The organism is Bradyrhizobium sp., from assembly GCF_016213215.1.
Classification (GTDB): domain Bacteria; phylum Pseudomonadota; class Alphaproteobacteria; order Rhizobiales; family Xanthobacteraceae; genus Bradyrhizobium.
The window spans coordinates 95,542-121,743 of record NZ_JACRAW010000025.1 but is presented as its reverse complement, the minus strand read 5'-3'; the positions used below and the strand labels follow the sequence as shown (position 1 = coordinate 121,743).

Below are 26,202 nucleotides of genomic sequence, written 5' to 3'. Positions count from 1 at the left end.
AGCCTCTCCGCACGTTTCCGCACATTCAACGTGGGTTTTTTGACGGGCTCCGGAACATCGTCGCCCCCATTTCTGTTTGCTTTCACTGAAGAAGCCCCAGGCGCAGCGCGTCCCACAACCCACGCTGAGGAAACCAGTCATGGCCGTTCCAAACCAACAGCGTTCCGTGCCAGAGATCGTGAGCGATCTCTTTGGGCAATTGACCACCCTGCTGCGCAAGGAAGCGCAACTCGCCCGCACAGAACTGTCGGATAACATGGCGAGCATCGCGCGTGGCCTCGGACTTATTGTCGGCGGGGCCGTGCTGCTGGTTCCCGCGCTCGTTGTCCTGCTTCAGGGCAGATCCACGCAAAGGGAGTGACAATGGAAGCAAACCGAAGCCCAGCGCCAGGCCGTCCAATGTCCGATGACGGCCGCGGCCGGCTGGCGAACTCGCCCTCCGAAATTCCCGCGCGCGGTTGGAAGGACATTCTGCTCCGGGTCTACCAGAACATCCCCGAACACCGCGTCGTCTCGCTCGCCGCCGGTGTGACGTTCTATGTCCTGCTTGCGATATTTCCTGCTATCGCCGCGCTCGTTGCCATTTACGGCCTGTTCGCTGACCCGGCGACACTCGGCGTCCGTCTTCAGGCGATGTCCGGGATGCTGCCGAGCGGCGCGATCGACATCATCAGGGATCAGCTCACGCGGGTCGCATCGCAGCCCGGAGGCACACTGGGATTGACATTCGCCGTGAGCCTTGGGGTATCGTTGTGGAGCGCGAATGCCGCAATGAAATCGCTCTTCGATATGCTCAACATCGTCTATTCGGAGCGAGAGAAACGCGGATTTATCGCCTTGAACGCAGTCTCGCTCGTCTTTACGGCAGGCGGAATCCTTTTCGTGCTCCTCGCGCTCGGCGCCATGGTCGTACTGCCACCAGCCCTCAGATATTTCGGCCTGTCGGACATCACCGAGTTCGTTGTGCAGGTCGCCCGGTGGCCGGCGCTGTTCGTCATCGTGACTTTGGCGCTCGCGCTCATTTATCGCTACGGGCCTTCGCGCGACAAGCCGCAATGGCGTTGGATCACCTGGGGAAGCGCCTTTGCCGCTTTCGGATGGCTCGTCGCCTCTATCCTCTTCTCGTGGTACGCGGCGAACTTCGGCAAGTTCAACGAGACCTACGGATCGCTTGGGGCCGTGATTGGCTTCATGACATGGATCTGGTTATCCGCGATCGTGATCCTGATCGGAGCTGAACTCGACGCGGAGATGGAGCACCAGACTGCGCGTGACACGACCACCGGCTCTCCAAAGCCCATGGGCGCGCGCCGGGCGACAATGGCCGACACGCTCGGTGCGCCACAAGGACGTTGAGTGCCAGGCAAAATCTGATCCACCCCAACGGGCGGACCTACCGCCTCGTCGATCCCAAAGCACGCGACCCGTATTTGGCGCCGCAGCCCCCGCCCAGGTCGCGGGGAAATGAGCCGTTACGATCAAGTTGCGCGTGCGACACATACGGGCTGAAGCAGCCAGGAATCCTGCGATTTCGTTTCGGCGAAATGTTTGCCAGCGTTCATTGCTGGCGAGGGTGGGGTGTCCTTCGACGCAGACCATTCGGGGCTCTATCCAATTCAAGTCATACTCCATAGACTTGATTCAGTACTTGCAAATGGGGTTAGGCAAATGAAGATCGATGGACGATGCCACTGCGGCATCATCACATTCGAGGCTGAGGTTGATCCTGCCGCGGTGGTGATTTGTCACTGCACCGATTGCCAGACGCTGTCCGGCTCGGCCTTCCGCACTGTCGTGCCTACAAGGGAGGGAAGCTTTAGATTGCTGTCGGGCACGCCGAAGGTCTACGTCAAGACCGGCGAAAGTGGCAACAAGCGGGAGCAGACATTCTGCCCCAACTGCGGTACACCAATCTATTCGGGGCCCATCGGCAACGGCGCAAAAGTGGTGAGCTTGCGCGTCGGCACTATCCGCCAGCGCGACCAGATGGTCCCGAGTGATCAGTACTGGTTTCGCTCGGCCCAGGCGTGGCTCAGCGCATTGCCTACGATCAAAAGGAGAGAAACACAGCCGGTCTTCGATCCGAAAGGCGGCTTTGGTCGTTAGTGCGATACCGAACGCAGCACTTCTGCTTTTCGTTGCGATGCGGAATTGGTCGCTATCGGGGCATAGCGGACATCGAGTAAGCGAATTCGATCAATCTTAAGAGTCCGCGCGCCAGATCGGGCAAGTCGCTGACCTCCTCTATTCGCGTAAATGCGCCATCTCCGCTACCTCACATGTTCGGTCGAATGCCGAAATATGGAGTCGGGGAAGTCTTGGCGCGTTAGCTCCGCAATTCTGCCTGCCGGGCAAATCACCATAAAACCTGTCAAGCCCTGCCGACGAAAATATTTCGCTTTTACCGAATTCGGAAATGGCGTATAGGTCGCTCGTCTCACCCGGCACGAGGGGCGGTCGTACGTCGTCACGAAACGCGGGCTTGGGATGCGGTGGACGCGACTGCGTCGTGCGCGAAGTGGCGTTGCAGGGCGGGCCTCAAGTCCGTGAGCAAGGCTTTCGCGTGGACGAACGGCGCTGAAAGCGTCTTCGCTCAAGGCTTCGAGGGTGAGCACACGCCAGCCGTCGAACGCCTGGCGGGGACGTGCGCGGACGGCCAAATCGTGTGGTCCTGGCGCCCGAAGCTGGCGTCAAGCGGCGCGGAGGCGATTCACCCCGACCGGGTGTGAGGCGCCAAGAAATCCGCGCGGCGACGGTGGCAATAGAGCTCGTCTCACCGGGGAGATCACGACATAAGCCGTTAAAACCATTCGCGCAGGGAAGGCCGGGATGTCTCGGCTGCCCTGTGGTCCAACCCGTGTGCGTTCTGCGCACGGACCACGGGTGCCAGCCGGCACCCGGCCTTCCCTGCGCCCTCGGTTAGATAAGAGGGTGAAGAGGACGAGCAAAACTCGGGCAGAACATGCCGCGAGAACGTAGGCTTGTGCCTCATGCGTCATTGCGAGGAGCGTAAGCTCCGAAGCAATCCAGACTGTCACCGCCGATGGACTCTGGATTGCTTCGCTTCGCTCGCAAGGAAGAGAGCGGAGAGCCGCGCGCTCCAATCCGTCCCCATACGCCGAGAAGGTCGCGCCGAAGCGATAAGGGTCACGGTATATCGTGGAACATGCGATCCGACCTCTCGCCGACGGAAGTCTCCACTCGCAGGGCTGGAATGTTGCTTGCCTCCGAATGCTCCGGCTGCAATGGATAAGCGGGAAATTTCGATGATGAGAGGAATGGATGAGCCAATTCGTTATCCACGCCGGTGACTTCACCTTCAATGCCCGCTTCGAGGAGGAACTGGCGCCCAGGACCTGCGCCGCCTTCCGCAAGGCCATGCCGTTCGACAGCCAGGTCATTCACGTGCGCTGGAGCGGCGAGGCCGTGTGGATGCCGCTCGGTGATCTCGATTTCGGCGTCGGCTATGAGAACCACACCAGCTACCCCGCCCCGGGCCAGGTCATCCTCTATCCGGGGGGCATCAGCGAAACCGAAATCCTGCTCGCCTATGGCGGGGTACACTTCGCCAGCAAGGTGGGCCAGCTTGCCGGCAACCACTTCATCACCCTGACCTCGGGTCTTGAGAACCTGCCGAGGCTCGGCAAGACGGTGCTGTGGCAAGGAGCTCAGAAGATCCGCTTCGAAATGGCGTAAGAAATGGCCGAGACGAACTATCCGCGCGACCTCCGCGGCTATGGCCGCAACCCGCCCGATCCGCGCTGGCCCGGCCATGCCAGGATCGCGGTGCAGTTCGTGGTCAACTTCGAAGAGGGTGGCGAGAACAACATCCTCCACGGCGACCATGCGTCCGAGGCGTTCCTGACCGATGTGCTCGGTGCGCAGCCCTGGCCGGGTCAGCGTCACGCCAACGTGGAATCGATGTTCGAATACGGCTCGCGTGCGGGCTTCTGGCGGCTATGGCGGATCTTTACCGAACGCAAGTGGCCGACGACCGTGTTCGGTGTTGCCACTGCCTTGAAGCGCAATCCCGAAATCGTTGCCGCGATGAAGGAAGCGGGTTGGGACATCGCCAGCCACAGCCTCAAGTGGATCGAGCACAAGGAAATGACGGAGGCGCAGGAGCGTGCCGAAATCGCGGAAGCGATCCGCGTGCATGTCGAGGCCACCGGCGAGCGTCCGCTCGGCTGGTACACCGGCCGCTCCTCCATCAACACCATCAGGCTGCTGATGGAGGAAGGCGGCTTCCTCTATCTGTGCGATTCCTATGCCGACGATCTGCCGTACTGGGTGAAGGGACCGCACTGCAAGCAGCTCATCATCCCATATGCGCTCGACGCCAACGACATGCGCTTCATCAATCCGCAGGGCTTTGGCGATGGCGACCAGTTCTTCACTTACCTCAAGGACAGTTTTGACGTGCTCTATGAGGAAGGGGAGACATCGCCCAGGATGATGTCGGTCGGGCTGCACTGCCGGCTGGCCGGTCGTCCGGGCCGCGCGGCGGGGCTGATTCGCTTCCTCGACTACATCGGAAAGCACGAACGCGTCTGGGTGCCGACGCGTATCGAGATCGCCCGGCATTGGCATGACAATCTCGCGCACCTTGCCGAAGACGCTCATGTGATCGGCTAGGCAGTGGCGGCGGGGCATGCGGCAGGCGAAGCCAATCTGGATTAGGACCCGCTGACTATCCTGGCTGGCAATGCTGCGCGCGGGGTCATGGTCGACGCGAACCCGTGTGCTAGATTGTGTCGGCGCGAGGCTTGATCGACTAGTCGAAGAAGCTGCGGTAGGCGTGGCTCAAGGATTGGAAAGCAAGAGCAAATGGTGGCTGCTATCGCCGGTGTGCAGAGCTCCGCGTTGGGCGAGGCAATCGTTCGTCGCATCAATGAACTCGCCGCCATCTCGGAGAGCCCCGACTACCTCACGCGCATCTTTCTCACCAGGGAACATCGTGCGGCGGCCGATCTGATCCTCACCTGGATGCGCGAAGCGGGCATGCGCGCGCATCTCGACGCGATCGGAAACGTGTGCGCCCGCTATGAGGGCGAGCGGCCGGACCTGCCCTGCCTGATGCTCGGATCGCATTACGACACGGTTCGCGATGCCGGCAAATGGGACGGCCCGCTCGGACTGATCACGGCGATCTCCTGCGTCGCCGATCTCAGGCGCCGGGGAAAGCGGCTTCCGTTTGCGGTCGAGGTCGTCGGCTTTGCCGACGAGGAGGGCGTTCGTTATTCTTCCACGCTGCTCGGCAGCCGTGCGGTCGCCGGCACCTTCGATCGGCGCGTTCTCGATGCGCGGGACAAGGATGGCATCTCGATGCGCGAGGCGCTCACCCGGTTCGGTCTTAATCCGGACCGCATCGGTACTGCCGCGCGGACGCGCGGAGAACTGCTCGCCTACGTCGAACTGCACATCGAGCAGGGGCCGGTGCTTGAGGCGGAAGGCCTGCCGGTCGGCGTTGTCAGCGCCATCGCCGGTGCCACCCGTCTTACCGCCAGGCTGACGGGAATGGCCGGCCACGCCGGTACGGTGCCGATGGCATTGCGGCGCGATGCGCTGACGGGAGCCGCCGAATGCATCGGCATGGTGGAGGAGCTTTGCCGCGCCGACGAGGACGGCCTGGTCGGGACCGTCGGCTGCATTGACGCGGAGCCGGGCGCAGCAAATGTGATTCCGGGACAGGCCTCGTTTACGATCGACATGCGCGCGCCGACCGATGTCCATCGCCAGCGCGCGGTCACCGCCATGATGCGGCGGATCGAGGCTATCGCCGCGCGTCGGGAATTGTCGCTGCAACTCGATGTCACCCACGAGAACCGCACCGCACCCTGCGCGCCGTGGCTGACGGCGCAGATCGCAGAAGCCGTTGCGGGCGAGGGGTTCCGCGTGTTCGAATTGCCGAGCGGCGCCGGGCATGACGGCATGGCGATGATCGATGTCGCCGACATCGGCATGGTCGTCGTGCGCTGTCGTGGCGGCATCAGCCATAACCCGAGCGAGCATGTCGACACCGCAGACGCCGATGCCGGCGCGCGCGTGCTGCTGCGGCTGATCGAGAATTTCAGGCCCCGAGGGGGTTAGGGCGCATGGCTACTCACCACACCACGCGGCTTCTGGCGGCCGATGCGCTGCTGGATTCGACGGGTGGGCGCGTAGGCCTCGTGATGCGAGGAAGGGAATGGTCCACGCGGCTGATGCGTGGCCGAGCAGGACGAGCGCAATCCCGGCTTTCCCTCGGCATGGCCTGGCACTCCGCTGCGGCGGCCCAAGGCCGCCGCAGCCTCATCGGAACGCCGCCGGGCGCTGGTGGGTCATCATCGCCGTCGAGCTGGCGCAACGCCGCAAGTATGTCGGCGAGGCGGACGGTGTGGTCCATGCCTGGAACTTCGCGCAATCCCGGGCAGGATTCGACGGCATACATGTCCGATGCCCAGGACGACAGAATGATCCGCTTCTCCGGCGTGGTGAGCTCCTCATCGTTCAACACGTCGGTCGGGGAATCGTAATGGGCAGCGGGGTGAAATAGGGGGTGAAGGTCAGTCGTATCGGCGTTGATGTGGGTCATGGGTCGTGCCTCCCTTATCGCTCCTTTCCAAGGGATGGTCCTGCGGTCGAGAGACGGACGGCGGCCGTGCCGGTCGCCGTCCCTGGTTCTACGTTACTGCGCGTTGATCGCGATGCGCTTGACGTCCGGACGCGGATGGTCCGACTTCGGCAGCGAAATCGTCAGGACGCCGTTCCTGAACGACGCCTCGGCCTTGTCCTCCTGCACGTCCTCCAGCGGAATCCGTCGCTCGAAGGAGCCGTAATAGCGCTCGGTGAAGTACTTGCCTTCGCCGTTGTGCTCGGCCTTCTTCTCGCCGCGGATGGTGAGGACGCCGTTGGCGATTTCGACCTGCACGTCCTTGTCCATCATTCCGGGCAGTTCGGCCGAAACGGTCAGCGCCTTGTCGGTGTCATTGAGCTCGATTTTCGGCCAGCCGAAGCGGCCTTCCATCAGGGGCGACAGGCTCGGCGCACCGAAGCTGCGAAACGCATCGTCGAACAGACGATTCATTTCGCGATGCAACGTGAGGAATGGGTCAAAGCCCTCGCGCGCGGGCGCAAGCTCCTGATTTCTGGACCAGGGAATGAGATCACGAAAAGCCATGGTTCTCTCCTTCTCACTGACACGGGAAGGGGAGCGCGGAAGAGACGCATTCCGCGCTCGGCCTCAACGTGTCGTTGAGCCTAGGCTGCTTCCTTTTGCTCGATCTGCGGCGACGAAGAGCCTCCGGTCGCGATGGAGATCTTGCGCGGCTTCATCGCTTCCGGGATCTCGCGAACGAGATCGACGATCAGAAGGCCGTCCTTGAACGAGGCCTCCTTCACCCGGACGTAATCGGCCAGATTGAACACCCGCCGGAACGGTCGCGCGGCGATACCCTGATAGAGATATTCATGCGCCGCGCTGTCGGGCTTCCTGCCTTCGATGGTCAGGGCATTCTGTTCGGCCGTCACGGTAATGTCCTGGACGCCAAAGCCGGCCACCGCCAGCGTGATCCGGTAGGCATCTTCGCCGGAACGTTCGATGTTGTAAGGGGGATAGTTATCTTCGGTCGCCTGCCGAAGGGTACTGTCAACCAGGTCGGCCAAGTGATCGAAACCGATGGTGGAGCGCCACAGCGGCGCAAAGTCGAGGGTCCTCATAGCCAAGTCCTCCTAAGAGCAAGATGGATACGAAGGTGCGCAGGACAGGGGTTAAAGATCCCCGGTCCGGCGCCCATTGCCGGATCCGATTCGGCATCCGGCACGCCGCTCTCGCGGCGAAAAACGACTTAGAAGCCGACGCAACGGTTTCAAGGGGGTGGCGGAAAATTTTTCAGCCCGAGAAGAAGCCGGCGCGCCGGCTTTCCATGCCATTAACCAGAGCTCGATGGCTTGCGCTCAGGCCGCGAGGTCAAGCAGCCTTGAAGAGCCGCGGATCAGGACCTTGCGCCCGGCCGGAGTAATGACGTGCATGCCGTTAGTCGTGGCCACGAGGCCTAGGAGAACGAGCTGTTCGACGACGTATCCCATTGCGGGGCGCTGTTGGGCGACTGGCTTGCGCAGGGCTTTCAGGGTTTCCCATTGATCCGGCGTAAGATCGACATCGAATTCCATGCTCGTTCTGCCTCAAGGCGTGCGGTATTGACGGGCTGATACGTGCGCCACATGAAAACCGTGCGACAACATTGAGTCCGGATTTCGAAGAAAAGGTTCGCTGGCTTGGGATGGAGATAAAAGAAATTTGATCCGCAGCCGAATTGCCCCGCTGCGTTCGATCAAGAAATCGCGAGTGTGATCGGCCCGCCATATTGCGTTGCAACGTCATCATTGTTGCAGGACAGCGAGGCTGCCAGGTCTCTTTGTGGTCAGCTGAGACTCCGCCGCCCGACTTTGCTAGCATTGCTCGTACGACCAATGGCTTCGCGCGCGGGAGTGGAGTTCATGAACAGGCTGGTGGAAATTCGAAGCCAGGAATCGCTGTGCCGCGAACGGGCAGCTCTGGATTCCGAACGCAGGAGTTTCTGGCTGGCGCAGGCCGAAGAGTGGGAGCAGCGCGCGCTGGACGAGATCGCATTTCACTTCAGGGAGCGCAATCTCGCGCATGGCGACCCGCGAGTCGCCGGCTAGTCACCGAGCCTTGAAATCCGTGAGCTCCGGTCGCTACTGATACGTCGCGACGATATCTGACACCGCGCGCTCAAGCTGCTGCGCGGTCGCGCACTGGCGTATGACGCTGCAGAAGGTCGCATAGCGCGTCATCTCGGAATCGCCGAAGCCCCACGTCATGCGGCTTTCGGGATTGAGCCATACCAGCCGCTTAGACCGTTCGGAGATGCGGCGCAGGATGTCCGCGCGCGGATCGAGATTGTTGCTGCGCGCGTCTCCGAGGACGATCACGGTGGTCTGCGGAGTGAGTGTGCTCATCCACTCCTTCTCGAAATCGGCGAAAGAGGAGCCGTAATCGGACGAGCCGAAGCCGACTTTGGACATGATGTCCTTCATTGCTTCTTCGGGCGACTTGGATTCAAGGATGTCGCTGACCTCGATGAGATTCCCGGAGAAGGCGAACGAGCGCACGTCGTCGACAACTTCGTGCAGGCTGTGGATCAGGAGCAGGAAGAAGTCGGAGACCCGCGCGACGGAACCTGAGACGTCGCACAGGGCCACGATCTTCGGCCTGTCGCGGTGCTTGCGTTTCCAGGCCGTGAGAAAAGGAACTCCGCCCCAGGCCGCGTTGCGCCGCAACGTCCGGCGGACATCGAGATGGCCGCGCCGCTGGCGCTTGCGCGGCTTGCTGTAGCGTTCGCGCAGGCGCCGGGCAATCTGGCGGATAAGAAATCGCATCTGCTCGACCTGGCGCGGCTCGATCCGGGCGAGCGGCGCGTTGCGCAGGATCTCATTCCGCAGGTTCTCCGCTTCCTCGCGTCCGTAGAGGACCAGGCCCTGGGAAACCGTCTCGCGAACGCTTTCGCGAAGGCCCTCGAGCAGAGCGGTAAGTCGTTCGGCCAACGCGGGATTGGTCGCCGTCAACTCGTCGAGGTCATCGCGCAGGCGCTGGATGCCCATCGCCTCCAGAATGCGGCTGGAAAAGATTCCGCGCTGGGTGGAATAGCGGATGTCCGACAGGGATGCAGCACTCGCGGCGTTGGCTGTCGCTGCCGCGATTGCGTTGCGATTCTGTGACAGCAGCAGCTGCGCGAGCGGACCGAGTCCATCAGTTGATTGGGAGCTGCCCGCGGCAGGTGCAAGGGCTGGCACCTCGTACGACGCGGTCTCATCCGAGTCCTGGGTGCGATTCCGTTCGGACGTATCTTTCGGCGGCTCGGGCTGACTGAAGAACAGATCGAAGCAATCAGCGAGCGCGCGCTTCTCATTCTGCGTCTTGGCGAGCGTCAGCAGGAGGGTATCGCGCAGAATGCCGCGATCGGACACGCCGACCTGGCCAACGGCGCGCATCGCATCGATGCTTTCCGCGGGGGAGACATGGACCCCGGCCCCCCGCGCTGCCCTAAAGAAGCGATGGAGGTTTTCGCGCATGGCGTTCAGCCGAAAACGTTCTGGCGGATGGCCTTGGCAACGAACGTGGTGACCTGGGGCAGCGCCGCCTCGATGTCGGATTCGTACTTCAGGAGGACGTTGAGCGTGTCCTTCACGATCTGGTGGTCAAGCTCGGAAGCCTGCAGCAGCACCAGAACGCGGGCCCAATCGATGGTCTCGCTGACTGACGGCAGCTTCTTCAGGTCGAGCGTGCGGATCTCGTTGATGAAGCCGACCATCTGCCGGCGCAACGTCTGTGAAATGCCCGGCACGCGGCTTTCGACGATTCGTTCCTCCAGCTTCTGCTCGGGAAACCCAATATGCAGGTGCAGGCAGCGCCGCTTCAGCGCGTCGCCCAGATCGCGCTCGCTGTTGGAGGTCAGGATCACCGTGGGGGGCGTGATCGCAGAGACGGTGCCGAGCTCGGGAATGGTGACCTGGAAATCAGAAAGGATTTCCAGAAGCAGGGATTCGAACTCGGCATCGGACTTGTCGATCTCGTCGACCAGGAGCACACAGCCGGCGGGCTGCTCCAGCGCCTGCAGCAGGGGCCGCGGCTCGACGAATTCCTTAGAGAAGAACACGTCGCCGAAATCGTGCAACTGCTCGAGAGCGGCATGGAGCGTTGCGGCGCCGCCCAGCACCTCGCCCAGCTTGTCCTTCAGGATCTGGGTGTAGAGGAGCTGCTTGGCGTACTTCCACTCGTAAAGCGCCTTGGCTTCATCCAGCCCTTCATAGCACTGCAGACGGATCATCTTCTGGCCTCGCCATGCGGCGATCGCCTTGGCAAGCTCGGTCTTGCCGACGCCCGCGGGACCTTCGACCAGTATGGGTTTATCGATCGCTTGCGAAAGATAGACCGCGGTCGCAATCTGCCGGCTCGCGATATAGCCTTGAGCGGCAAGGCCGCTTTCTACTGCCTCGATCGAGGTCGAGGGCCGATGTTCAGCCACGAATAGGCGCTCCGGACATATTGCTGTGTGACTGTTCTGCCTGTGTTCCAGGCAAAGAACAAGCCTCGTTTAGGACATGACTATGTCCCAACGGGGCGATTTTCCGCGTCCCGCAAATAGCCGGAGAGCATTGTGCTCAGTTGAGCGGTCCATGCGCGAAGGTGCCGAACGGATCAGTGGCGAGCTTCGGGCTTTTCGACTGTGTGGCGGACCTCCGCTCCGCAGTCGACGCATTCGTATACGAAATCGATCTTGGCCATGCTCCAGTGCGGTTCGACTTCACGCACGAACATTGGCAACACGCCCATGCAGCTGGGGCAGATCACCGGTGCGGTATCGATCGCGTGATGCTGGACGTAAGCTGGCATCTCGGCTCTCCTTTGCAGGCGAACTCAACCCGCGACGAATCTACCGCCGACCGCACCAAGCCTCCCCATCAACTCTTTCGATTACAAGCGGAACGCGCGATATTTGTGGCCGGCTGTGGCATTCTTGTAACGTCGGCGGTTCCACATCGCTTTCCCCGGGGGCAATTCATGAAAATGCTGCTCGTATTCGCGCATCCCGAACACCAGAGTTTCAACGGGGCAATGTTCCAGACGGCGGTTGATACGCTCACGGCCGCGGGCCACGAGGTTGCTACCTCGGATCTCTACTCCATGCAGTTCGATCCGGTTTCCGGGCGCCACAACTTTCTCACCCTCAAGAACCCGGACTATTTCAAGCAGCAGCTCGAGGAAATGCACGCGACGGAAACCTTCGGCTTTGCCGAGGATATCGAGCGCGAAATGAAGAAGCTGGAATGGTGCGATCTGATGATCTGGCAGTTTCCGCTTTGGTGGTTCGCCCTTCCCGGCATTCTCAAAGGCTGGGTGGACCGGGTGTTCGCGATGGGACGGACTTATGGCGGGGACAGGCTCTATGCCAACGGCGTCTTTACGGGCAGGCGCGCGATGCTGTCGCTGACGACCGGCGGTCCCCAGCAGGCCTACGGCAAGGGGGGATTCAATGGCGATATCCATGCCATCCTGCGCCCCATCCATCGCGGAATCCTGCAGTTCGTCGGCTTTGACGTGCTACAGCCGCACATCGTGTACGGGCCGGTCCGGCTGGACCAGGAGCAGCGGACCGTACTCCTCGCCGCCTATGGCAGCCGCCTCAAGCACATCGGGGATGAGAGGCCGTTCGACGTCGGCATCTATTGATTTCGGATGCGACCCGGATCGGGTTCGTTCACGCACATGTAAATGGACTGAAAACCTTTCCTGCCGTTTCTCGACATCGGATCACAATCAACAATCCCAAGGAGCACGCCATGACGCACGCCATCCGCTTTCACAAGACCGGAGGTCCCGAAGTCCTGGTCTGGGAGGAGGTCAGTGTCGGCAAGCCCGGACCCGGCGAGGCGCGCATCCGCCATACCGCCGTCGGATTGAACTTCATCGACATCTATCATCGTACCGGGCTCTATCCCCTGCCGTTGCCGAGCGGGCTCGGCGGTGAAGCGGCTGGCGTCGTCGAGGAAGTGGGCGCGGGCGTCACCGATCTGAAGCCTGGCGATCGTATCGCCTACGGGGCCGCTCCGCTCGGTGCCTATTCCGAGGCGCGTCTCATTCCCGCCGAACGCCTGCTCAAGCTGCCCGACGGCATCGATGACAAGACCGCAGCGGCGATGATGCTGAAGGGGCTGACGACGCAATATCTGATCCGGCAGACCTACCGGATCAAAGCTGGCGACACCATCCTGCTGCATGCGGCAGCCGGTGGGGTGGGCCTCATCCTGAGCCAGTGGGCCAAGCACCTCGGCGCAACCGTGATCGGCACGGTCGGCAGCGACGAAAAGGCCAAGCTCGCGAAGGCCCATGGCTGCGATCATGTCATCATCTATACGCGCGAGGATTTCGTGAAGCGCGTCGACGAGATCACCGGCGGAAGGAAAGTACCTGTCGTCTATGATTCCGTTGGCAAGGACACCTTCCTGAAATCGCTGGATTGCCTTGCCCCGCTCGGAGTCGCCGCCTTGTTCGGCCAGTCTTCCGGCGCGGTCGAGCCGCTCAACCTCGGCCTGCTCGCGCAGAAGGGATCGCTATTCGTCACCCGGCCGACGTTGTTCACCTATGCCGCCAAGCGCGAGAGCCTGGTCGCCATGGCCAACGAGCTGTTCGAGGTGGTGAAGTCGGGCGCGGTGAAGATCGAGGTGCACCAGACCTATGCGCTCAAGGAGGCGGCGAGGGCTCACGCGGACCTCGCCGCGCGAAAGACGACCGGATCGACGGTGCTCCTAGTCTGAAAAGCCCGCTCAGGTGCGCGGAATGGCACGAGGGTGGCGCCGCCAGCGTCAGGCCCGCTCGTGCTTGCGCAGGTCGCGGGCATGGTCGAACCGGATCGACTGAAGGTCGGTCTCATCGGGCGGAACTTCGGGAAGCGCCGCCTCGGCGAGAATCTCGTCCGTGATGTCCTCGACCAAGGAGTCCGCGATCTCGTGGATGAAGCAGATATTCCTGTACTCGCCGGATGCTACGCGGCTGACCACCTCGCGCCGGGTGATTTCGGGGTCGACGACCGCCTCGCGGCCGCGCCTGCCATAATCAATCATCACGACGAAATACTGCATGGAGACCTTCTCTGTCATCCTCGGTGGCCCGAGGATGACGTGCAGTATTTCTGAAAAGCAGAATTTCGTCAAGCCCTAATTTCTGTAAACCAGAAATTGGCTGGCGTGACGGCCTGTTCGGCGCGAATCGACGGGGCGGCCGTTCATTTCTCGTGGCCGCGGGAGCCCGACCCCTTGGTCGTCTTCCGCGTCCGCGCCGTTCTGGCGCGCAGCCGCTCGATCTGGCCTCGCGGCAGGGTGAGGCAGATCTCGCCGATCCAGTCCAGTTTCACCCCGACGATCGGCTTGGCGTTGAAACTCGTGAGGTTGACGACGGAGGGGGATTTTCCCCGCTCGACGGTTTTCAGGTAGCGCTGACCGGTCTTGAGTCGCACCACGGCCTCTTCGCCGAAGAAACTCGAGAGCGGATACCGCTGCTCCTTGTAGACGACGATGATGTCGCCGTTCTCATACTTCGGGAGCATGGAATCCCCCATTACCTCGAATGCGACGGTCTCTTCCACGATGGGGAAGGGCAGTTGAACCTCCCCAAGGCCGTCCGGCGGGACCTGCTCAAAGTCAGGCTCAATGACGGCCCCGGCGCCCACCCGACCCATGATCGGGGCGGTGTTCAGCTCAAGGTATTCCATGATCGGCAGAATTTCCGACGCCTTGATCAGGCGTTCCCCGCCCAGGATTTCGGACACGGCGCCCGGGCGCACCCCCATGGCGTCCGCCAGGCCCCCCTTGGTCTTGCCCGGTTTTGCCAGTCCCCGTTCGATCATCGCGACATCAAGCATGGTCATTTCCTCGCATAAGTCCTTGCCACTCCTCTATTTCCGAATTTCAGAATTATAGCAATTACGAAGATCCGAAATCGCGCTTGACATTGATTTCGGAATATCGGAAAGTAATGGCGTGGCGTCCGGGGCGTTTCGGGCCGATCGGCGCTCATTAAAAGGCAGACAACATGGAACCGAGCAACTGGGCGCCGGGGCATTCCGACGCGCTGCGCGAATTATTGGCCAGGGGCATGTCCTTTTCGGAGGCTGCAAGAGCCATCAACGAGAAATTCGGCACCCGCTACACGCGGAGCGCCGCGATCGGGCGCGGCAAGCGGATGGGCCTCGTTGCGCCCGATCGGGTGGAAAGCCCGCCGATCGTGCCGCCGCTGCCCAACGGGCCGCGACTGGTCCGGCCGCCCAAGACTGCGCCGCTGGATCTGGTTCGGCCGCCCATGGCGGCCTTCAGGCGCGCCGAACCGGTGAAACTGCGCTGCGTCGGCCTCAGTCCGCGGCTTCTTTCGCTGGACGAGCTTGAGCCGGGCGATTGCCGATACCCTTACGGGGGCGACAGGGACGGCGAGGCGATCGCCTTTTGCGGCCATCCCAAGCGGCAGGGTTCGAGCTATTGCGCGGCGCATTTTGACCTGACCAGAGGCCTTGGCACCGCGTCCGAGCGTGCCGCCCGTCCGGTCGTCTTGAGGCTCGTGACCAGCGCCTGACCGGACGTGCCGGAATCCCTCATCTTCATTGTGGCAAGGAGTAGTTACAAGTGGCACGGGCCAAACGCAGCAAATCGTACAGGCTGGCAAAGATCTATGATCGCCGAACGCGCGATCTGCCGCTCAACGCGGAGGTCGCCTCGGTCGATGTCGACAACCCGCTGGCGCTCGATCCGGGCGAGAAGATCGTCGTATTGCGGTCGATCCGCAATGATCCGCTCGGCCGGCTCCATTCCCACCACCAGATCGATGAGGCGCAGTACAGGGCCGGCCGCGCCTTCCAGAACGATTGGGAGCGCGCGGAGCGGGGTCCGCAGGCGATTGATCCAACCCGAGAATATGTCGATGGCGTGAGGACACGCGAACCCTTCACCGAGAGCCAGCGCCATGCGGTGCTGCGGCTCAACAGGATCGAGCGCGAGCTCGGTACCGACGGCGCGGCGCTGGTGCACGAGGTGCTGGTCCTCGGGCTGACCATGGAGCAGGTGGGGCAGCGTCGATCCGTGCGCAGCCAGCGCTGGAACGAATATTTTGCCCGCCGCTTCCGGGAATGTCTCGATCGGCTGGCGTCGATCTATGGCTTTGCAACGGCAACCCAGGGGGCCGCCGGTATTCCGCGTGGCTGATCATGAGGTTCGGCGCATTCTCGGACTCAGTCACAGGACAAGTCGCGTCTTCGCTCAGGCGAAGCCGACCCGCAGGAAGAAGATCAGAAAGCCCATACCGACGATGGCGCAGACCGCGCCGAAGGCCAGCGGAGCGGCCGAGCCTTGACGGCCTCCCGGTTCGAGCACGGCGTTGGCTGGATGCTGCGGGTCATAGTAGACCGTCACGGCCTGTCCCTCTGGATAACGGCTCGCCTCGGCTCCCGCGAGATCACGAAGGCCATAGACCCCCGTCCATCCCCAATGGGCGTTGAGACCAACCAAATCCCGCCTGCCGACCCGGTAGGCATAGCGAAGGTCGACCTGATACCGGCGAATAATCTTGATCCGTCCCTCGTCATCGTCGCTGTGTTCTTCGATCAATTCCTCGATCACGGTCGACGAGGTGATCTTTCCCGGCACGGTCGGCCATCCCGAGCTGGCGCTTGCGAGCCTGCGCTTCCCCGCGAAGGAAAGGACCGAGGCGATGGCAGCGGCGAAGGCGGCTGCGGGGAGGAGGAATGCGAAGAGAGGAACGCCGTTGCTGGTATAGAGTACCCGACCCGCGATCGTATGCGCGATCAAGACCGCTGCGATCGCGCCAAACGTCACCATCAGTGCAGTCAGCGCCGCCAAATTGCTGGTGTGCGTCGGATCCAGGACCGCATTGGCCGGATCTTTTGGGTCCACATGAACATCGACAAGGGCTCCGACCGGATAGCGTGCCACCAGCCGGCGTGCGAGCATGCGCGTCGTAAGCGGTTCGCCGCCGATCATGGTCCTGTCGCTCTCGAACTCCCGCTCGCCGACGCGGTAACGATAGCGGACGGTCGGAGTGGCGTCGTCCTGGTCATCAGACACGGGTACGAGGGGTGCATGGACCTCCGATGCCAGGATGACGCCTTCAACGCGGGTCCATCTGGCGGCGGCCGCGATCCGACTTCGCAAGCGAAGCAGGTTGAACAGCGTGCCGCCAAACAGAACTGTCGAAACTCCGGCGCCGATCTGGGTCCAGAGCAATTGGATGCTATCCATGGTCCAGCGCTTACGTTCCCGGAGCAAGGATGACGAGTTTGGGTCGGCTGCAGCGTCAAGCAGGCTACGGGTGCGGCAATACCGTATAAGGCGTCGTATAGGGTTCGACGCGCAGCGACGAGTTGGCCAGCAGTCCGATCTTGGCGGTGGGGGCCTGCTGCAGCTCGCCGTTCGCACCGCGGTGGACGTTATACTGCCACACCGTGAGATCGCCCTTCTGCGCCAGCGCGTGCGCAACCGCGCTGGCATCGTTGCCGCCGAGCGACTTGAGTTCTTCGGCAGACAGGCCGATAACAATTTCGTCCTTGACGGTAATAATCTTGAACAGGTTCATCTTGACCTCCTGCGCCCATGCGCCATGTGCACCAACAAGGGCGAGAAGCGCAAACGCGCCACCTGTGATGAGATTGCAGCGAGAAAACATCAACTCTTCCTTTGAGCTGGCGCGCCCTGATTGTTCGATGCAGCCATGGCGCCCGTGATCTGCGTGGCCGTTCGCACAGCGTTTGGTCGCGGTCGGCTGAAAGGCGGTTCAAAGCAATTAAGGTCCGCGCCTCATCAGAACTTCGCGGCTGCTGCTGCGTTCGCCTCGGTGGCGGCCGGACGCGTTCCAAGACGCGGAAAATCACCGGCGCGGTTATGGCGCCCTGGGCTGATTCGCAGCAAAGGTCGATACAAGTCTGCTGGGGAAGACGTCGCCTTCAGGGCGAAGCAGATCTCAGGCCGACGCCGTTCACCTGCGCCTATGTGTAGTTGATGCTGAGATATGCCTTCGGCTGAATCGTCGAGTTCTCAAAACGGAGAGACGCCGAAGCTGAACGGCTGCGTCACGTCATAGGCGGCTTTGGTGACGGGTACGGCATAGTTCACGGTCAGCGCCCCGAAGGGCGAGGCCCAGCTCAGACCTACGCCGACCGACGAACGCAGGATGTTCGCGTTTGCCACCTTGACCGGCTGGGCACCGAACGTCGTCGGGCCGGTATAACGGAACACCGATCCCGCATCGACGAAGGCCGAAGCCTTCAGGCCATATTCATCGGGAATGCCGGGGATGCCGCTCTGCAGTTCCGCCGTGGTCGCCCAGTACATGCTGCCGCCGACGTTATCCATGGTGCTGCCAGCCGTCACGTCGCGCGGACCGAAGCCGTTGGGGGCGAACCCGCGGACCATGCTCGGCCCGCCGAAAAAGCTGTTGAGCAGCGGGGCCTGCTGTCCGCCCCAGCCAGTGACGTAGCCGCCCTGGGCGCGAACCATGCCGACCAGACCATTATTCAGCGCGTGGTAGTAGCGCACATCCTCGGTGGTGCGCAGGAACCTTACGTCCCCGCCGAGGCCGGCGAGATCCTGCCGTAGCTGCGAGTTGATGCCGCTGGTCGGGCTCTTGCTGTTGTCGAGCGTGCTGTAAGTGGTGGTGGTGCCAACCGCCGACACCCAGGCTGGGCCAGCCAATGCGGCCTGCTGGATCGGCAGCGACACCGTCGCGCCTGATGCGAGCGGCGACAGCGTGACATCCTGGTTGTAGATCGAATAGCGCCACTGCACGCCGGTTTGCTCGCTGATCGGCGTGCCGAGCGTAAGGTTGGCGCCATAGACGTCGCTGCCGTACGACTGGTAGCTGCTGGCGAAACCTTGTCTCGCGAACAGTTCGGCGCCGCCGGTGGCACGGCTGCCAAGAAAATGGGGCTCCGAGACCGAGAGATCCACGCCGCGGGCATACTGCCCGTAGCTGAATTTGCCCTCCAAGGCCGTTCCCGTGCCGTAGAAATTACGATCGCCGAGCTTGACCTCGCCAAGCCATCCGTCCGTGGTCGAGTAGCCGCCTGAAACGAAGAAATTGCCGGTGGGCTGATCGACGGCTTCGACGTCAAGCACGACGCGATCGGAACTGGAGCCCGGTCTGGTCGAGATCTTGACGCTTCTGAAGTAGTTCAGGTTCTTCAGCCGGCGCTCGGCGCGATCGACCAGCGTCTGGTTAAAGGCATCACCTTCCGCGATGTCGAATTCACGGCGGATGACATAGTCGCGCGTGCGGCCGTTGCCGCGGATGTCGATGCGCTCGACGTAGCTGCGCGAGCCCTGATTGATGACGAAAGTGACGTCAATCCGATGAGTCAACGGGTCGCGCGCCGTGCGGGGAAGGGCGTGCGCGAAGGGATAGCCGAGCTTTGCCATCTCGATGGCCAGCGCCTCCGTGCTCTTCTCGATCGCACTGCCGTCGAACTCCGCGCCTGTTCGGGCGAACAAACGAGAGCGCAATGCTGAAGCATCCAGCCCGGGGACATTGCATTCAATGTCGATGTTGCCGAAGCGGTAGGCCTCGCCCTCATCGATCGCGAATGTCACGGCAAAACCGTGGAGCGCCGGATCATATTCGACATGCGAATCGGCGACGTTGGCATCGGCATAGCCGTGATTGCGATAATAAAGGCGAAGTCGCTCGCGATCGTTCGCGATACGATCCGGATCATAGACGTCCGAGTGGGTAAGGAAACTGAGTAGATTGCTTGCGGAGGTGTTGATCACGGCGGCTAGCTGACGACGGCCGAATGCGCGATTGCCGACGAAATTGATCTGCCGCACCGTTGTCTTCCCGCCTTCAGCGATCCTGAAGATGAGATCGACGCGATCGTTGCCACGGTCGATCGTCTCCGGCACGATGCTGACGTCATCGCGCCCGATATGCCGATAGGCTTCGAGAATCCGTCCGACGTCGGCCTGCACGGTCGCGCGCTGTAGTGAGCCGCGCGCCTTCGATTGAACCGTTGCCGAAAGATCGGAGTCCTTGATCTTCCGGTTGCCCTCGAAGGCGACGCGACCGAGTACCTTCGCCTCGGTTACCTGAACAATGACGCCTCTGCCGGCGAGACCGATCTTTACCTCGTCGAACAGTCCGGTCGCGAGCAACGCCTTCAGGGCGGCATCGAGTGTCTCGGCATCGTAATGCCCGTCCGGCGTAGGGTGAAAATAGGCGCGGACCGCCTCGGCGTCGATGCGCCGATTGCCTTCGACCCTAATCGAGCTACCCTCAACCGTCGGAGCCTCGGCGCCGGCGGGGCTGAGAGCGCAAAAACCGAGCACGGCCGCAAGCAATGCAGGCGAGACCTGAAAGCGGAGTCGCTGCCGATGCATGACTTTGCTGGTTTTCGCCACGTCTCGCCCGTCGATGGTCTGGCGGCCAGATCGAACTGCCCGGCCGGGGCGAAACAATGTCGGAGGTGGGGTCTGTTGCGGGCCAATCTTAATTGCCGCCACAATTTTGACGCAGTGCCGAGCGGGCTGAATCCAAGATTCGTCGTATAGCTGCTTCAAATACCGCCTAGCCAGGATGCGAAATAACGCTCGCGCCTACGGTCGAAAGGCTATGCGCAGACGGTGGGGAGCATCATGCGTTACACGGCCCTCGTTGTCGCCTTCCTTCTCCTGGGCAATCCTGCCCTTGCCGCAGTCACCCCCGAGATCGATCCGCGCGCTTCACTCACCGTGGTGCAGCAGTGGATCTACAACTACCGCGCCAAGCCGGATTACGCGCACGTGCCGGCGGCCGTTCGCGTGCTCTTCCATTCCCAGACCTTCAAGGAGCCGGAGAATGCAGGGATCTATGTCGGCTTCATCGCCGGTGCGATCGGCTCGAACCCGGCTAAGGCCGAGCAACTCGTAAACAGCTTCTTTCCTGTGCCACCGGAAGACGAGTGGGTGATCGTGCGCGCCGTCGCCTATTCCGGCCTGCCGGGCTGGCGCAATTTGTTGCGTCGGATCGCACAAAAGATGCCGGGCAGGCGGGTCATGATCGACAGCTATCTCAACGGCACGCTGCCCACGCTCGGCGAAATCCCGCTGGAAGAGGAGAGGCCTGGAATGCTCGACAAGCTGCGCGGCGCCTTCACCCGCAATCCCTTCGCTAAGGAGGAAAAAAAGCTCGACACCAGGATCACCTTTGCGAGCAACCAGGACCTGCTTGACACGCTTTGGGGCTATTATTTTGCGACCGGTTCGCATGCGCCAATCCTTCGGATCATGCAGATGCTGCCATGGTCCAAGAGTCGCGATACCATCGACAAGCTCACTATCGGAAGCATGGCGCGCTACACCCTTGCGAGCTACGCAGTCCGCGATGCCGCCCTGCGCGAATTCCTGCGCAGTCAGTTGCCGCGCCAGCCGGAGCCGGTGAAGGGCCCACTTTCCGAGGTGATCCGGGCCGCCGATACCGTTCAGCTCGGTCCCGTCCGAAAGGATGCCATTGCCGCGGTCGAGGAGCTCAAGACCAAGGGCTCGGATGCGCGACGCAATCTCGATTTCTGGGGCCAGGTCGGAGTCGGCGCGATAGCGCTCGGCTGCGTCTCGGCGGCCGCGCTCGGCCAGGTCGCCGTCGGCATCCCCTGTGTGATCGGCGGTTCCGCCTCGCAAGGGTTGCTGTCGTTCTGGGAAAAGCAGCAGTGAACGGCAGGGCGCCGATGGGCTGAACCGGCAAGATTGGACCGGCACACGCACCCAGGCTCAATTCATCCGGCCAACTCGGTCGGCGCCGTCGCCGTTGTCCGGGTAAACCCGCTCGCGGATTTCGGTGCCGGATTCATCCACCACTAGCACCGCCAGTGCAGGATCATTGAGGCGCGCGTCCGCACGAAGCCGCCGCGCCAGCTCCTTGCTGTGCTCGATTGCTGCGTCCACAGACGGAAATTGCAGCCCCTTCCGATCTCTGACCGGAATGCCGTCCTTCAGGTCGAAATAGAATGTTCGCATCGGAATCTTTTTGCTGTCGCGTCGCGATCTTCACAATGACACGTTGACGGTTTACTGCGATTTGCCGCACCGCCAGCAAAGCATGGGCCTTGCGCCTCGCATTGACACTGATCAAGCCCCGGGCAAGGCGAGCTGACCGTTCAGTTCGGCTTGCTGGTTCGGTTGTTCCTAGGCATACTTTCAACTTTCGAACTCGGCTTGTCCGGTGTTTGCCAGCGTGGCCGCTTGCGCCGGCGAGCTTCGAAGGAGGCCGACCTCGGTCCGGCTGCCGGGGAAGTCCGTCCGGCGACCGGATCGGCGTCAGCGCGTCCGGCCAAATGTGGTAATGCAGATAGGTTCGATAGGGAGGACGGTGGCATGACTGAACCAAAGCTCGAAGTTCCGGCCGAATTGCGCGAACTGGCTGAGAAGTCCATTGACCAGGCGCAAAAAGCCTTCGCTCTGTTTTTCGACGCCGCTGGCAAATCGATGCCCGCGCTTCCGGGGGCCGGAACGGAGGTTTCCAAGCAGGCACTTGCCTTCACGGAGCAGAACATGAAAGCGGCTTTCGAACACGCGCGGAAGCTTGTACAGGCAACCGATCTTCAAGAGGCGATGCAGATCCAGTCCGAATTCCTGAGGAGCCAGTTTACGAACGCCGGAGAACATATGCGGCAGATCACCGGCGCCTGGATGTCTGGCGACAAGGGCAGGTCCTGATCTCCGCGACCGATCTACCGGAGTGTTCGGACCTTAGGAAATCCGCGGAGACACGGTGCCGGCTGGCTACCGGAGCATGGCCGAACTCGCGGCTGCATCGACCCCTCGCGGGTGCTGCCGGTTCTGCGATAAATGCGGATGGCTGTGTGGAGTTTGCGCTCATGGCTGGAGCGGAATGTGCTCCAGCCGGCGCTCGCCCCAAAAGCGTGACGATCAGCGGAAGGAGGCGATATAGGCGGCAATGTCGGTCGCTTCAGACCGGCTCAGCGGGAAGTTCGGCATTTTTGGATGCGGCTCGAGCAGGAAGAAAGCCAGTTTATCTGCGGAAAAGCCCGGCTTGCGCGCGATCTCTGCAAAAGGAGCAACGTCGGCGCTCGCCTGCTTCTGCTCGGCCGCAACCACGTGGCAGCTCGCGCACCAGCGTTTGGCGAGGTCGGCACCGTGATTGGCATCGGCGGCGCTCGCCTCTGATCCGCACAGGACGGCGATTGCCACCAATGAAATCCCAAGATGTTTCAATCCCGCGTGCATTGCTGTTCTCCTCTGAGTTGGCAGACCTACGCCATTCTTGAGCCTCAGCGCAAGACCGCGCTGACGTAGCGGCGGGAGATGAGGTCGATCGGTGGGGAGTTTGAGACGAACGCACCCGCGAATTGTCCGGCGTGATGACCTTCGACGCCAGCTCAGGATGCTGCTTGGCGACATACATCGAACCGTCGCCGCCGTTGGAGTGCCAACCGAAGTGCCTCAGGGTCCCCTGGAACTGTCAGCAACTGCGGGAGGTGAGGGTCGGCACTACAGGCAGCTCGCCTTGCCGCGTTCCGGGCAGAGTTTCAGCGCGCTGGAGAGCGAGAACAGGAAACGCGCCGAGCGCTGTTCGTTGTCGGGGGCGCGGTAGCTGAGCGGAAGCGCGACGCCAAGATCGGCCTGGAGATCGTCCCAAAGGAACAACCGCACGCCCGCACCGGCCGAGGTCAGGGACAAGCCGTCGTTCAGGCGGTAGCCGTCGTTCCAGACCGCGCCGGCTTCGGCAAAGCCGTATAGCTGATAGCCGCTCCAGTAGCGCCAGTTGAGCTTCTGATCGAAGCGGAGCTCAAACGAGCCCGCCAGGCCGTTGTCGCCGCTGATCTCGGCGCTGCCGTAGCCGCGGCCGTAGGCCGCGCCGCCCAAATAGAATTGCTGGGATTTGAACAGCGGACCGGAGGCGATCTGGCTCGCTGCCGCCAGCTTGATAGACCAGGCTTCATTGATCGTCTGATAGCGCGTGAGCCAGGAGTCGAGCACCGAGAAACTGGACGACGCGCCATTACGCGAAACGAAGTTGTCGCCGAACCCCGAGGCCCCGAAGATTCCAAGACCCTGCCGGTAGCTCAGCGTCAGATAGTTGTTGCCGCCGAACCCGTCCTGCACGCGATAATCGGAAGTCAGGCTAACGGTACGGATATGATCGTTATAGATCGGCCCGAACACGTCGCGCTCTGACACGTTGCTGAAGCCCGCAGCCGCGGTGAGCGTCAGTGTCAATGACTGGGATTGAACGGCCGCGATGCTGCCCCGAAGCTCCAAGGCTTCCGTCTTGGTCCAGTCGTTATAGAGGCGCCGGATGTCGCCCGGGCGCACCTCGCTGTACACCGCGGATGCGCCCAGGCGCACGCCGTCAGTGCCGACCGGAGTGTCATAAGACAAGCGCCCGAATGCGAGCTCGCGCGGGTCGTTGGCGATCGTCGAAAGATTGACGGCCAGACTATCGCCCGGCGTCAGGTAGGAGTTGAACGCTCCCGTCGCGTAGGTCTGCCATGGGCCAACCGACGAGGATCCGAGATTGTCGAGCCCGAACGACGTATAGACGTGCCAAGTCTTCAGCGTGACAGTGAGACGAAAGCGGCCGCTCGTCCCGCCGATCTCCTCGATCGAACTATCCGTGATACGGACACCTGGTCGCATGTTGATCAGGAGCAGTTGTCGTTCCAGCGTTGAAAGACGCGAGGGTTGTTCGGCCAACACCGGGGCGAGCATCGGCCGAACACCGAACTCCTCGGCGCCCTCTCCTTTCAGGTTTACCTGGACGATGCTGCCCTCGATCACCTGGATCTGAACGCGCCCGTTCTGAACATCCTGGGGCGGGACGATCGCACGGCTCAGATGGAAACCGGCGGCGCGATAAATGTCGCTGATGGCGGACGCGATTGCTGCAAGGTCAGCCTGGGAGACCTGCTTTCCGAGATGGGGTCGGTAGGCGGTGGCGATGCGGTCGGGAGGAAGCACGATGGCGCCGCTCACCGAAACACCGGTCAGCACGAATTGAGGCCTCGTGTCGCCGCTGATCGCAGGGCGGGCCTGGACCGGCAGTTCTAAGGGCTGGGACGGCTGGGTCTGTTCCGATTCCTCTTCGAAATGCCTTTCGATCTGGCGCGGATCAAAGCCCTGCTGGGCGGAGGCGTCGGAAAACATCAAGAAAGACGCCAGCAGCGCGAACGCGATGCAGCGGGCCTGCCAATTGTGCTCCCCGGATGCCCCCGAGAGAGGTTCTGCGTCCGTGGAAGCCAGAACTCCCGACAGCCGCAAAGGATTCCTTAATCGCATGATTTTTCATAGTTTTTTAAGGTCAAGGATTGGTTAATGCGGCGGCCGGAATTCCTCGTTCCGGCTAATTCTATTTTGAAGGATTCTCACTAACCCTCAGAAATTGCTCTAAGCGGACTGAGGTTTCATCATGCTCGGCAGGAACGGCTTGTGGTGCGCTCTAACAATCGCGGGGCTGCTTGGAGCGGCCCCGAATGCCTTGGCGGCCGAGAATGGCGACTGGTCAGTCAGTAGGTCTTCCGGCGAGGTCTGGATCAGCACGAGCGGTGCCCAGCAGGTCGCTCTGAAGAAGCAGGAAGAGACATTGAAGCCCGGCGATACCATCCGCACCGGGCGCAACGGTCGGGTGCTCCTGGTCCGCGGCGAGGAAACCATCATGGTCTCGCCGAATTCGGTGATCGGCGTGCCGGCCGAAAAGAAGGATGGGCTCTCCACCACCATCGTGCAGAAGGCCGGCTCGATCCTGCTCGAAGTGGAAAAGCGCAACGTCAAGCATTTCGAAGTCGAGACGCCCTACCTCGCCGCAGTGGTCAAGGGAACGCAGTTCAGCGTTACCGTGAATGCCGCCAGCACCAGTGTCGAGGTGCGTCGAGGACAGGTGGAAGTGTCCGATTTCAAGACGGGTCAGATCGCCCAAGTCATGCCGGGGCAGGCGGCGACGGTTTTCGTGCATGGTAAAGCCGGCCTCACCCTCAGTGGTTCCGGCACGTTCAATCCGATTGAACAGGGCAAGCCGCGCGCTTCGACGATCGAGCGGATTCCGGTCCCGAAGTCAGGAATGCCCGCGCAGCGTGATGCGTCGAGCGGTCGCGCTATTCACGCGCTGAGCGGCTCCGGCAAGCCGATTGCTGGCGGCACTCCAAATGCGAAGCCTCAGCTTGTTGTGGGCGGCACGCCGGCCAAGGCCGGTGTTAAGCCTGGCGTGGTGCACATCTCGAACTCACTAGGCGAGGTCAAGCTCGATTTCGCGAAGGTGACTCATGGACTCGCCCATGGCCCGGCGACTTCCGATCCAAGCCGGAGCGCCTCGAAGAAGGAAACGGTCTGGACCAACGCGAAGGCGAGCGTCAACGCGAGTAGCAGCGGTCAGGCTTCTTCGAACGGCGGCAATTTCCATAGCGGCAACGGGGCTGCCAGTGGGACGAACTCGGCTGGCGCCGCGGCAGCGGTCGCTGCGGTCGTGGGAACTGGCAATGCTGGCGGCAACGGCAACGGGAATGGCGCCGCCAATGCCAACGGCTATGCCTTTGCTGGTAACGGGAATAACGGGAACGGCAACGGCAACAGCAATGGCAACGGCAATGGTAACGGAAACGGAAACGGTAACGCCTACGGCCGTTTGAAATAGCGGTTGCAGTCGCAGTTCGAGGTTCGGGG

29 protein-coding genes and 1 pseudogene are annotated in these 26,202 nt (G+C 62.0%); 14 read left to right on the top strand and 16 right to left on the bottom strand.

Annotated elements, in window-relative coordinates; all coding sequences use genetic code 11:
• Positions 1 to 139: 139 nt before the first annotated feature.
• The 6 genes from HY852_RS06050 (at position 140) to HY852_RS06025 (ending at position 6,090) form a co-directional block, all read left to right on the top strand.
• Positions 140 to 361 carry a phage holin family protein gene (locus HY852_RS06050; protein WP_291603447.1) on the top strand — a complete coding sequence of 74 codons (222 nt, stop codon included), beginning with the start codon at positions 140 to 142 and terminating at the stop codon, positions 359 to 361.
• Between the two features lie 38 nt (positions 362 to 399).
• Positions 400 to 1,356, top strand: a complete 957-nt coding sequence (locus HY852_RS06045; RefSeq protein ID WP_367116326.1) for a YihY/virulence factor BrkB family protein — start codon at positions 400 to 402, stop codon at positions 1,354 to 1,356.
• Positions 1,357 to 1,668: 312 nt separating this feature from the next.
• The gene (locus HY852_RS06040; RefSeq protein ID WP_291603444.1) at positions 1,669 to 2,106 is read left to right on the top strand and encodes a GFA family protein; all 438 of its coding nucleotides are present in this window, start codon (positions 1,669 to 1,671) and stop codon (positions 2,104 to 2,106) included.
• A 1,176-nt stretch (positions 2,107 to 3,282) separates the two neighbouring features.
• Positions 3,283 to 3,696: a DUF3830 family protein gene (locus tag HY852_RS06035; RefSeq protein WP_291603442.1), complete on the top strand. Its 414-nt coding sequence runs from the start codon at positions 3,283 to 3,285 to the stop codon at positions 3,694 to 3,696.
• 3 nt (positions 3,697 to 3,699) lie between these two features.
• On the top strand, positions 3,700 to 4,635 hold the full coding sequence (puuE, locus tag HY852_RS06030) for an allantoinase PuuE (RefSeq protein ID WP_291603440.1): 936 nt from the start codon (positions 3,700 to 3,702) through the stop codon (positions 4,633 to 4,635).
• Positions 4,636 to 4,827: 192 nt separating this feature from the next.
• Positions 4,828 to 6,090: an allantoate amidohydrolase gene (locus tag HY852_RS06025; protein WP_291603438.1), complete on the top strand. Its 1,263-nt coding sequence runs from the start codon at positions 4,828 to 4,830 to the stop codon at positions 6,088 to 6,090.
• Between the two features lie 13 nt (positions 6,091 to 6,103).
• Here HY852_RS06025 and HY852_RS06020 read toward each other — a convergent pair whose 3' ends face one another.
• The 4 genes from HY852_RS06020 to HY852_RS06005 all read right to left on the bottom strand — a co-directional run bounded on the left by HY852_RS06020 (position 6,104) and on the right by HY852_RS06005 (position 8,151).
• Positions 6,104 to 6,574, bottom strand: a complete 471-nt coding sequence (locus tag HY852_RS06020) for a hypothetical protein (RefSeq protein WP_291603437.1) — start codon at positions 6,572 to 6,574, stop codon at positions 6,104 to 6,106.
• Between the two features lie 93 nt (positions 6,575 to 6,667).
• Positions 6,668 to 7,159, bottom strand: a complete 492-nt coding sequence (locus tag HY852_RS06015; RefSeq protein ID WP_291603436.1) for an Hsp20/alpha crystallin family protein — start codon at positions 7,157 to 7,159, stop codon at positions 6,668 to 6,670.
• A gap of 80 nt (positions 7,160 to 7,239) precedes the next feature.
• Entirely contained in the window at positions 7,240 to 7,698 is a 459-nt protein-coding gene (locus tag HY852_RS06010) for an Hsp20 family protein (protein ID WP_291603435.1), read from the bottom strand.
• Between the two features lie 237 nt (positions 7,699 to 7,935).
• A complete protein-coding gene (locus HY852_RS06005) occupies positions 7,936 to 8,151 on the bottom strand; it encodes a hypothetical protein (RefSeq protein ID WP_291603434.1) in 216 nt (71 codons plus the stop codon).
• A 327-nt stretch (positions 8,152 to 8,478) separates the two neighbouring features.
• Between HY852_RS06005 and HY852_RS06000 the strand changes: the two genes are divergently transcribed.
• Positions 8,479 to 8,664 carry a hypothetical protein gene (locus HY852_RS06000; protein WP_291603433.1) on the top strand — a complete coding sequence of 62 codons (186 nt, stop codon included), beginning with the start codon at positions 8,479 to 8,481 and terminating at the stop codon, positions 8,662 to 8,664.
• A 33-nt stretch (positions 8,665 to 8,697) separates the two neighbouring features.
• Here HY852_RS06000 and HY852_RS05995 read toward each other — a convergent pair whose 3' ends face one another.
• From HY852_RS05995 to HY852_RS05985, 3 genes are all read right to left on the bottom strand, one after another.
• Positions 8,698 to 10,074, bottom strand: coding sequence for a VWA domain-containing protein (locus HY852_RS05995; protein ID WP_291603432.1), 1,377 nt, complete (start codon positions 10,072 to 10,074; stop codon positions 8,698 to 8,700).
• A 5-nt stretch (positions 10,075 to 10,079) separates the two neighbouring features.
• Positions 10,080 to 11,027, bottom strand: a complete 948-nt coding sequence (locus HY852_RS05990; RefSeq protein ID WP_291603431.1) for a MoxR family ATPase — start codon at positions 11,025 to 11,027, stop codon at positions 10,080 to 10,082.
• A gap of 173 nt (positions 11,028 to 11,200) precedes the next feature.
• Entirely contained in the window at positions 11,201 to 11,395 is a 195-nt protein-coding gene (locus tag HY852_RS05985) for a hypothetical protein (protein ID WP_291603430.1), read from the bottom strand.
• A 168-nt stretch (positions 11,396 to 11,563) separates the two neighbouring features.
• Between HY852_RS05985 and HY852_RS05980 the strand changes: the two genes are divergently transcribed.
• Both HY852_RS05980 and HY852_RS05975 read left to right on the top strand, forming a co-directional pair.
• Positions 11,564 to 12,232: an NAD(P)H-dependent oxidoreductase gene (locus HY852_RS05980; RefSeq protein WP_291603429.1), complete on the top strand. Its 669-nt coding sequence runs from the start codon at positions 11,564 to 11,566 to the stop codon at positions 12,230 to 12,232.
• A gap of 110 nt (positions 12,233 to 12,342) precedes the next feature.
• Entirely contained in the window at positions 12,343 to 13,317 is a 975-nt protein-coding gene (locus tag HY852_RS05975; protein ID WP_291603428.1) for a quinone oxidoreductase, read from the top strand.
• Positions 13,318 to 13,365: 48 nt separating this feature from the next.
• On the opposite strand, the gene HY852_RS05970 is transcribed toward HY852_RS05975, so the two are convergent.
• A complete protein-coding gene (locus tag HY852_RS05970; RefSeq protein ID WP_291603427.1) occupies positions 13,366 to 13,641 on the bottom strand; it encodes a hypothetical protein in 276 nt (91 codons plus the stop codon).
• Positions 13,642 to 13,784: 143 nt separating this feature from the next.
• A complete protein-coding gene (locus HY852_RS05965; protein WP_291603426.1) occupies positions 13,785 to 14,420 on the bottom strand; it encodes a S24 family peptidase in 636 nt (211 codons plus the stop codon).
• Positions 14,421 to 14,590: 170 nt separating this feature from the next.
• Between HY852_RS05965 and HY852_RS05960 the strand changes: the two genes are divergently transcribed.
• Positions 14,591 to 15,124 (top strand): GcrA family cell cycle regulator, encoded by a 534-nt coding sequence (locus HY852_RS05960; RefSeq protein ID WP_291603425.1) that lies wholly within the window; start codon positions 14,591 to 14,593, stop codon positions 15,122 to 15,124.
• 50 nt (positions 15,125 to 15,174) lie between these two features.
• Complete coding sequence (locus tag HY852_RS05955; protein WP_291603423.1) at positions 15,175 to 15,750, top strand: hypothetical protein; 576 nt, start codon at positions 15,175 to 15,177, stop codon at positions 15,748 to 15,750.
• Between the two features lie 54 nt (positions 15,751 to 15,804).
• On the opposite strand, the gene HY852_RS05950 is transcribed toward HY852_RS05955, so the two are convergent.
• The 3 genes from HY852_RS05950 to bamA all read right to left on the bottom strand — a co-directional run bounded on the left by HY852_RS05950 (position 15,805) and on the right by bamA (position 19,932).
• A complete protein-coding gene (locus tag HY852_RS05950) occupies positions 15,805 to 16,803 on the bottom strand; it encodes a DUF3592 domain-containing protein (protein ID WP_291603421.1) in 999 nt (332 codons plus the stop codon).
• A gap of 64 nt (positions 16,804 to 16,867) precedes the next feature.
• Positions 16,868 to 17,227, bottom strand: coding sequence for a hypothetical protein (locus HY852_RS05945; RefSeq protein WP_291603419.1), 360 nt, complete (start codon positions 17,225 to 17,227; stop codon positions 16,868 to 16,870).
• A 368-nt stretch (positions 17,228 to 17,595) separates the two neighbouring features.
• Entirely contained in the window at positions 17,596 to 19,932 is a 2,337-nt protein-coding gene (gene bamA, locus HY852_RS05940) for an outer membrane protein assembly factor BamA (RefSeq protein WP_291603417.1), read from the bottom strand.
• A 255-nt stretch (positions 19,933 to 20,187) separates the two neighbouring features.
• Here bamA and HY852_RS05935 point away from each other — a divergent pair, with 255 nt between their 5' ends.
• Positions 20,188 to 21,240, top strand: coding sequence for a hypothetical protein (locus HY852_RS05935; RefSeq protein WP_291603415.1), 1,053 nt, complete (start codon positions 20,188 to 20,190; stop codon positions 21,238 to 21,240).
• A 57-nt stretch (positions 21,241 to 21,297) separates the two neighbouring features.
• Here HY852_RS05935 and HY852_RS05930 read toward each other — a convergent pair whose 3' ends face one another.
• Complete coding sequence (locus HY852_RS05930; RefSeq protein WP_291603413.1) at positions 21,298 to 21,543, bottom strand: hypothetical protein; 246 nt, start codon at positions 21,541 to 21,543, stop codon at positions 21,298 to 21,300.
• 357 nt (positions 21,544 to 21,900) lie between these two features.
• On the opposite strand from HY852_RS05930, the gene HY852_RS05925 reads away from it, so the two are divergent.
• Positions 21,901 to 22,242 carry a phasin gene (locus HY852_RS05925; RefSeq protein ID WP_291603528.1) on the top strand — a complete coding sequence of 114 codons (342 nt, stop codon included), beginning with the start codon at positions 21,901 to 21,903 and terminating at the stop codon, positions 22,240 to 22,242.
• A 213-nt stretch (positions 22,243 to 22,455) separates the two neighbouring features.
• Here the strand turns inward: HY852_RS05925 and HY852_RS05920 are convergent, their stop codons facing one another.
• From HY852_RS05920 to HY852_RS05910, 3 genes and pseudogenes are all read right to left on the bottom strand, one after another.
• Positions 22,456 to 22,773 carry a c-type cytochrome gene (locus tag HY852_RS05920; protein ID WP_291603411.1) on the bottom strand — a complete coding sequence of 106 codons (318 nt, stop codon included), beginning with the start codon at positions 22,771 to 22,773 and terminating at the stop codon, positions 22,456 to 22,458.
• 112 nt (positions 22,774 to 22,885) lie between these two features.
• Positions 22,886 to 22,975: pseudogene (locus HY852_RS05915) on the bottom strand (alpha/beta hydrolase); the annotation flags it as partial.
• Between the two features lie 62 nt (positions 22,976 to 23,037).
• Positions 23,038 to 24,693: a POTRA domain-containing protein gene (locus HY852_RS05910; protein WP_291603527.1), complete on the bottom strand. Its 1,656-nt coding sequence runs from the start codon at positions 24,691 to 24,693 to the stop codon at positions 23,038 to 23,040.
• 262 nt (positions 24,694 to 24,955) lie between these two features.
• On the opposite strand from HY852_RS05910, the gene HY852_RS05905 reads away from it, so the two are divergent.
• Positions 24,956 to 26,173, top strand: a complete 1,218-nt coding sequence (locus HY852_RS05905) for a FecR family protein (RefSeq protein ID WP_291603409.1) — start codon at positions 24,956 to 24,958, stop codon at positions 26,171 to 26,173.
• Positions 26,174 to 26,202 lie beyond the last annotated feature (29 nt).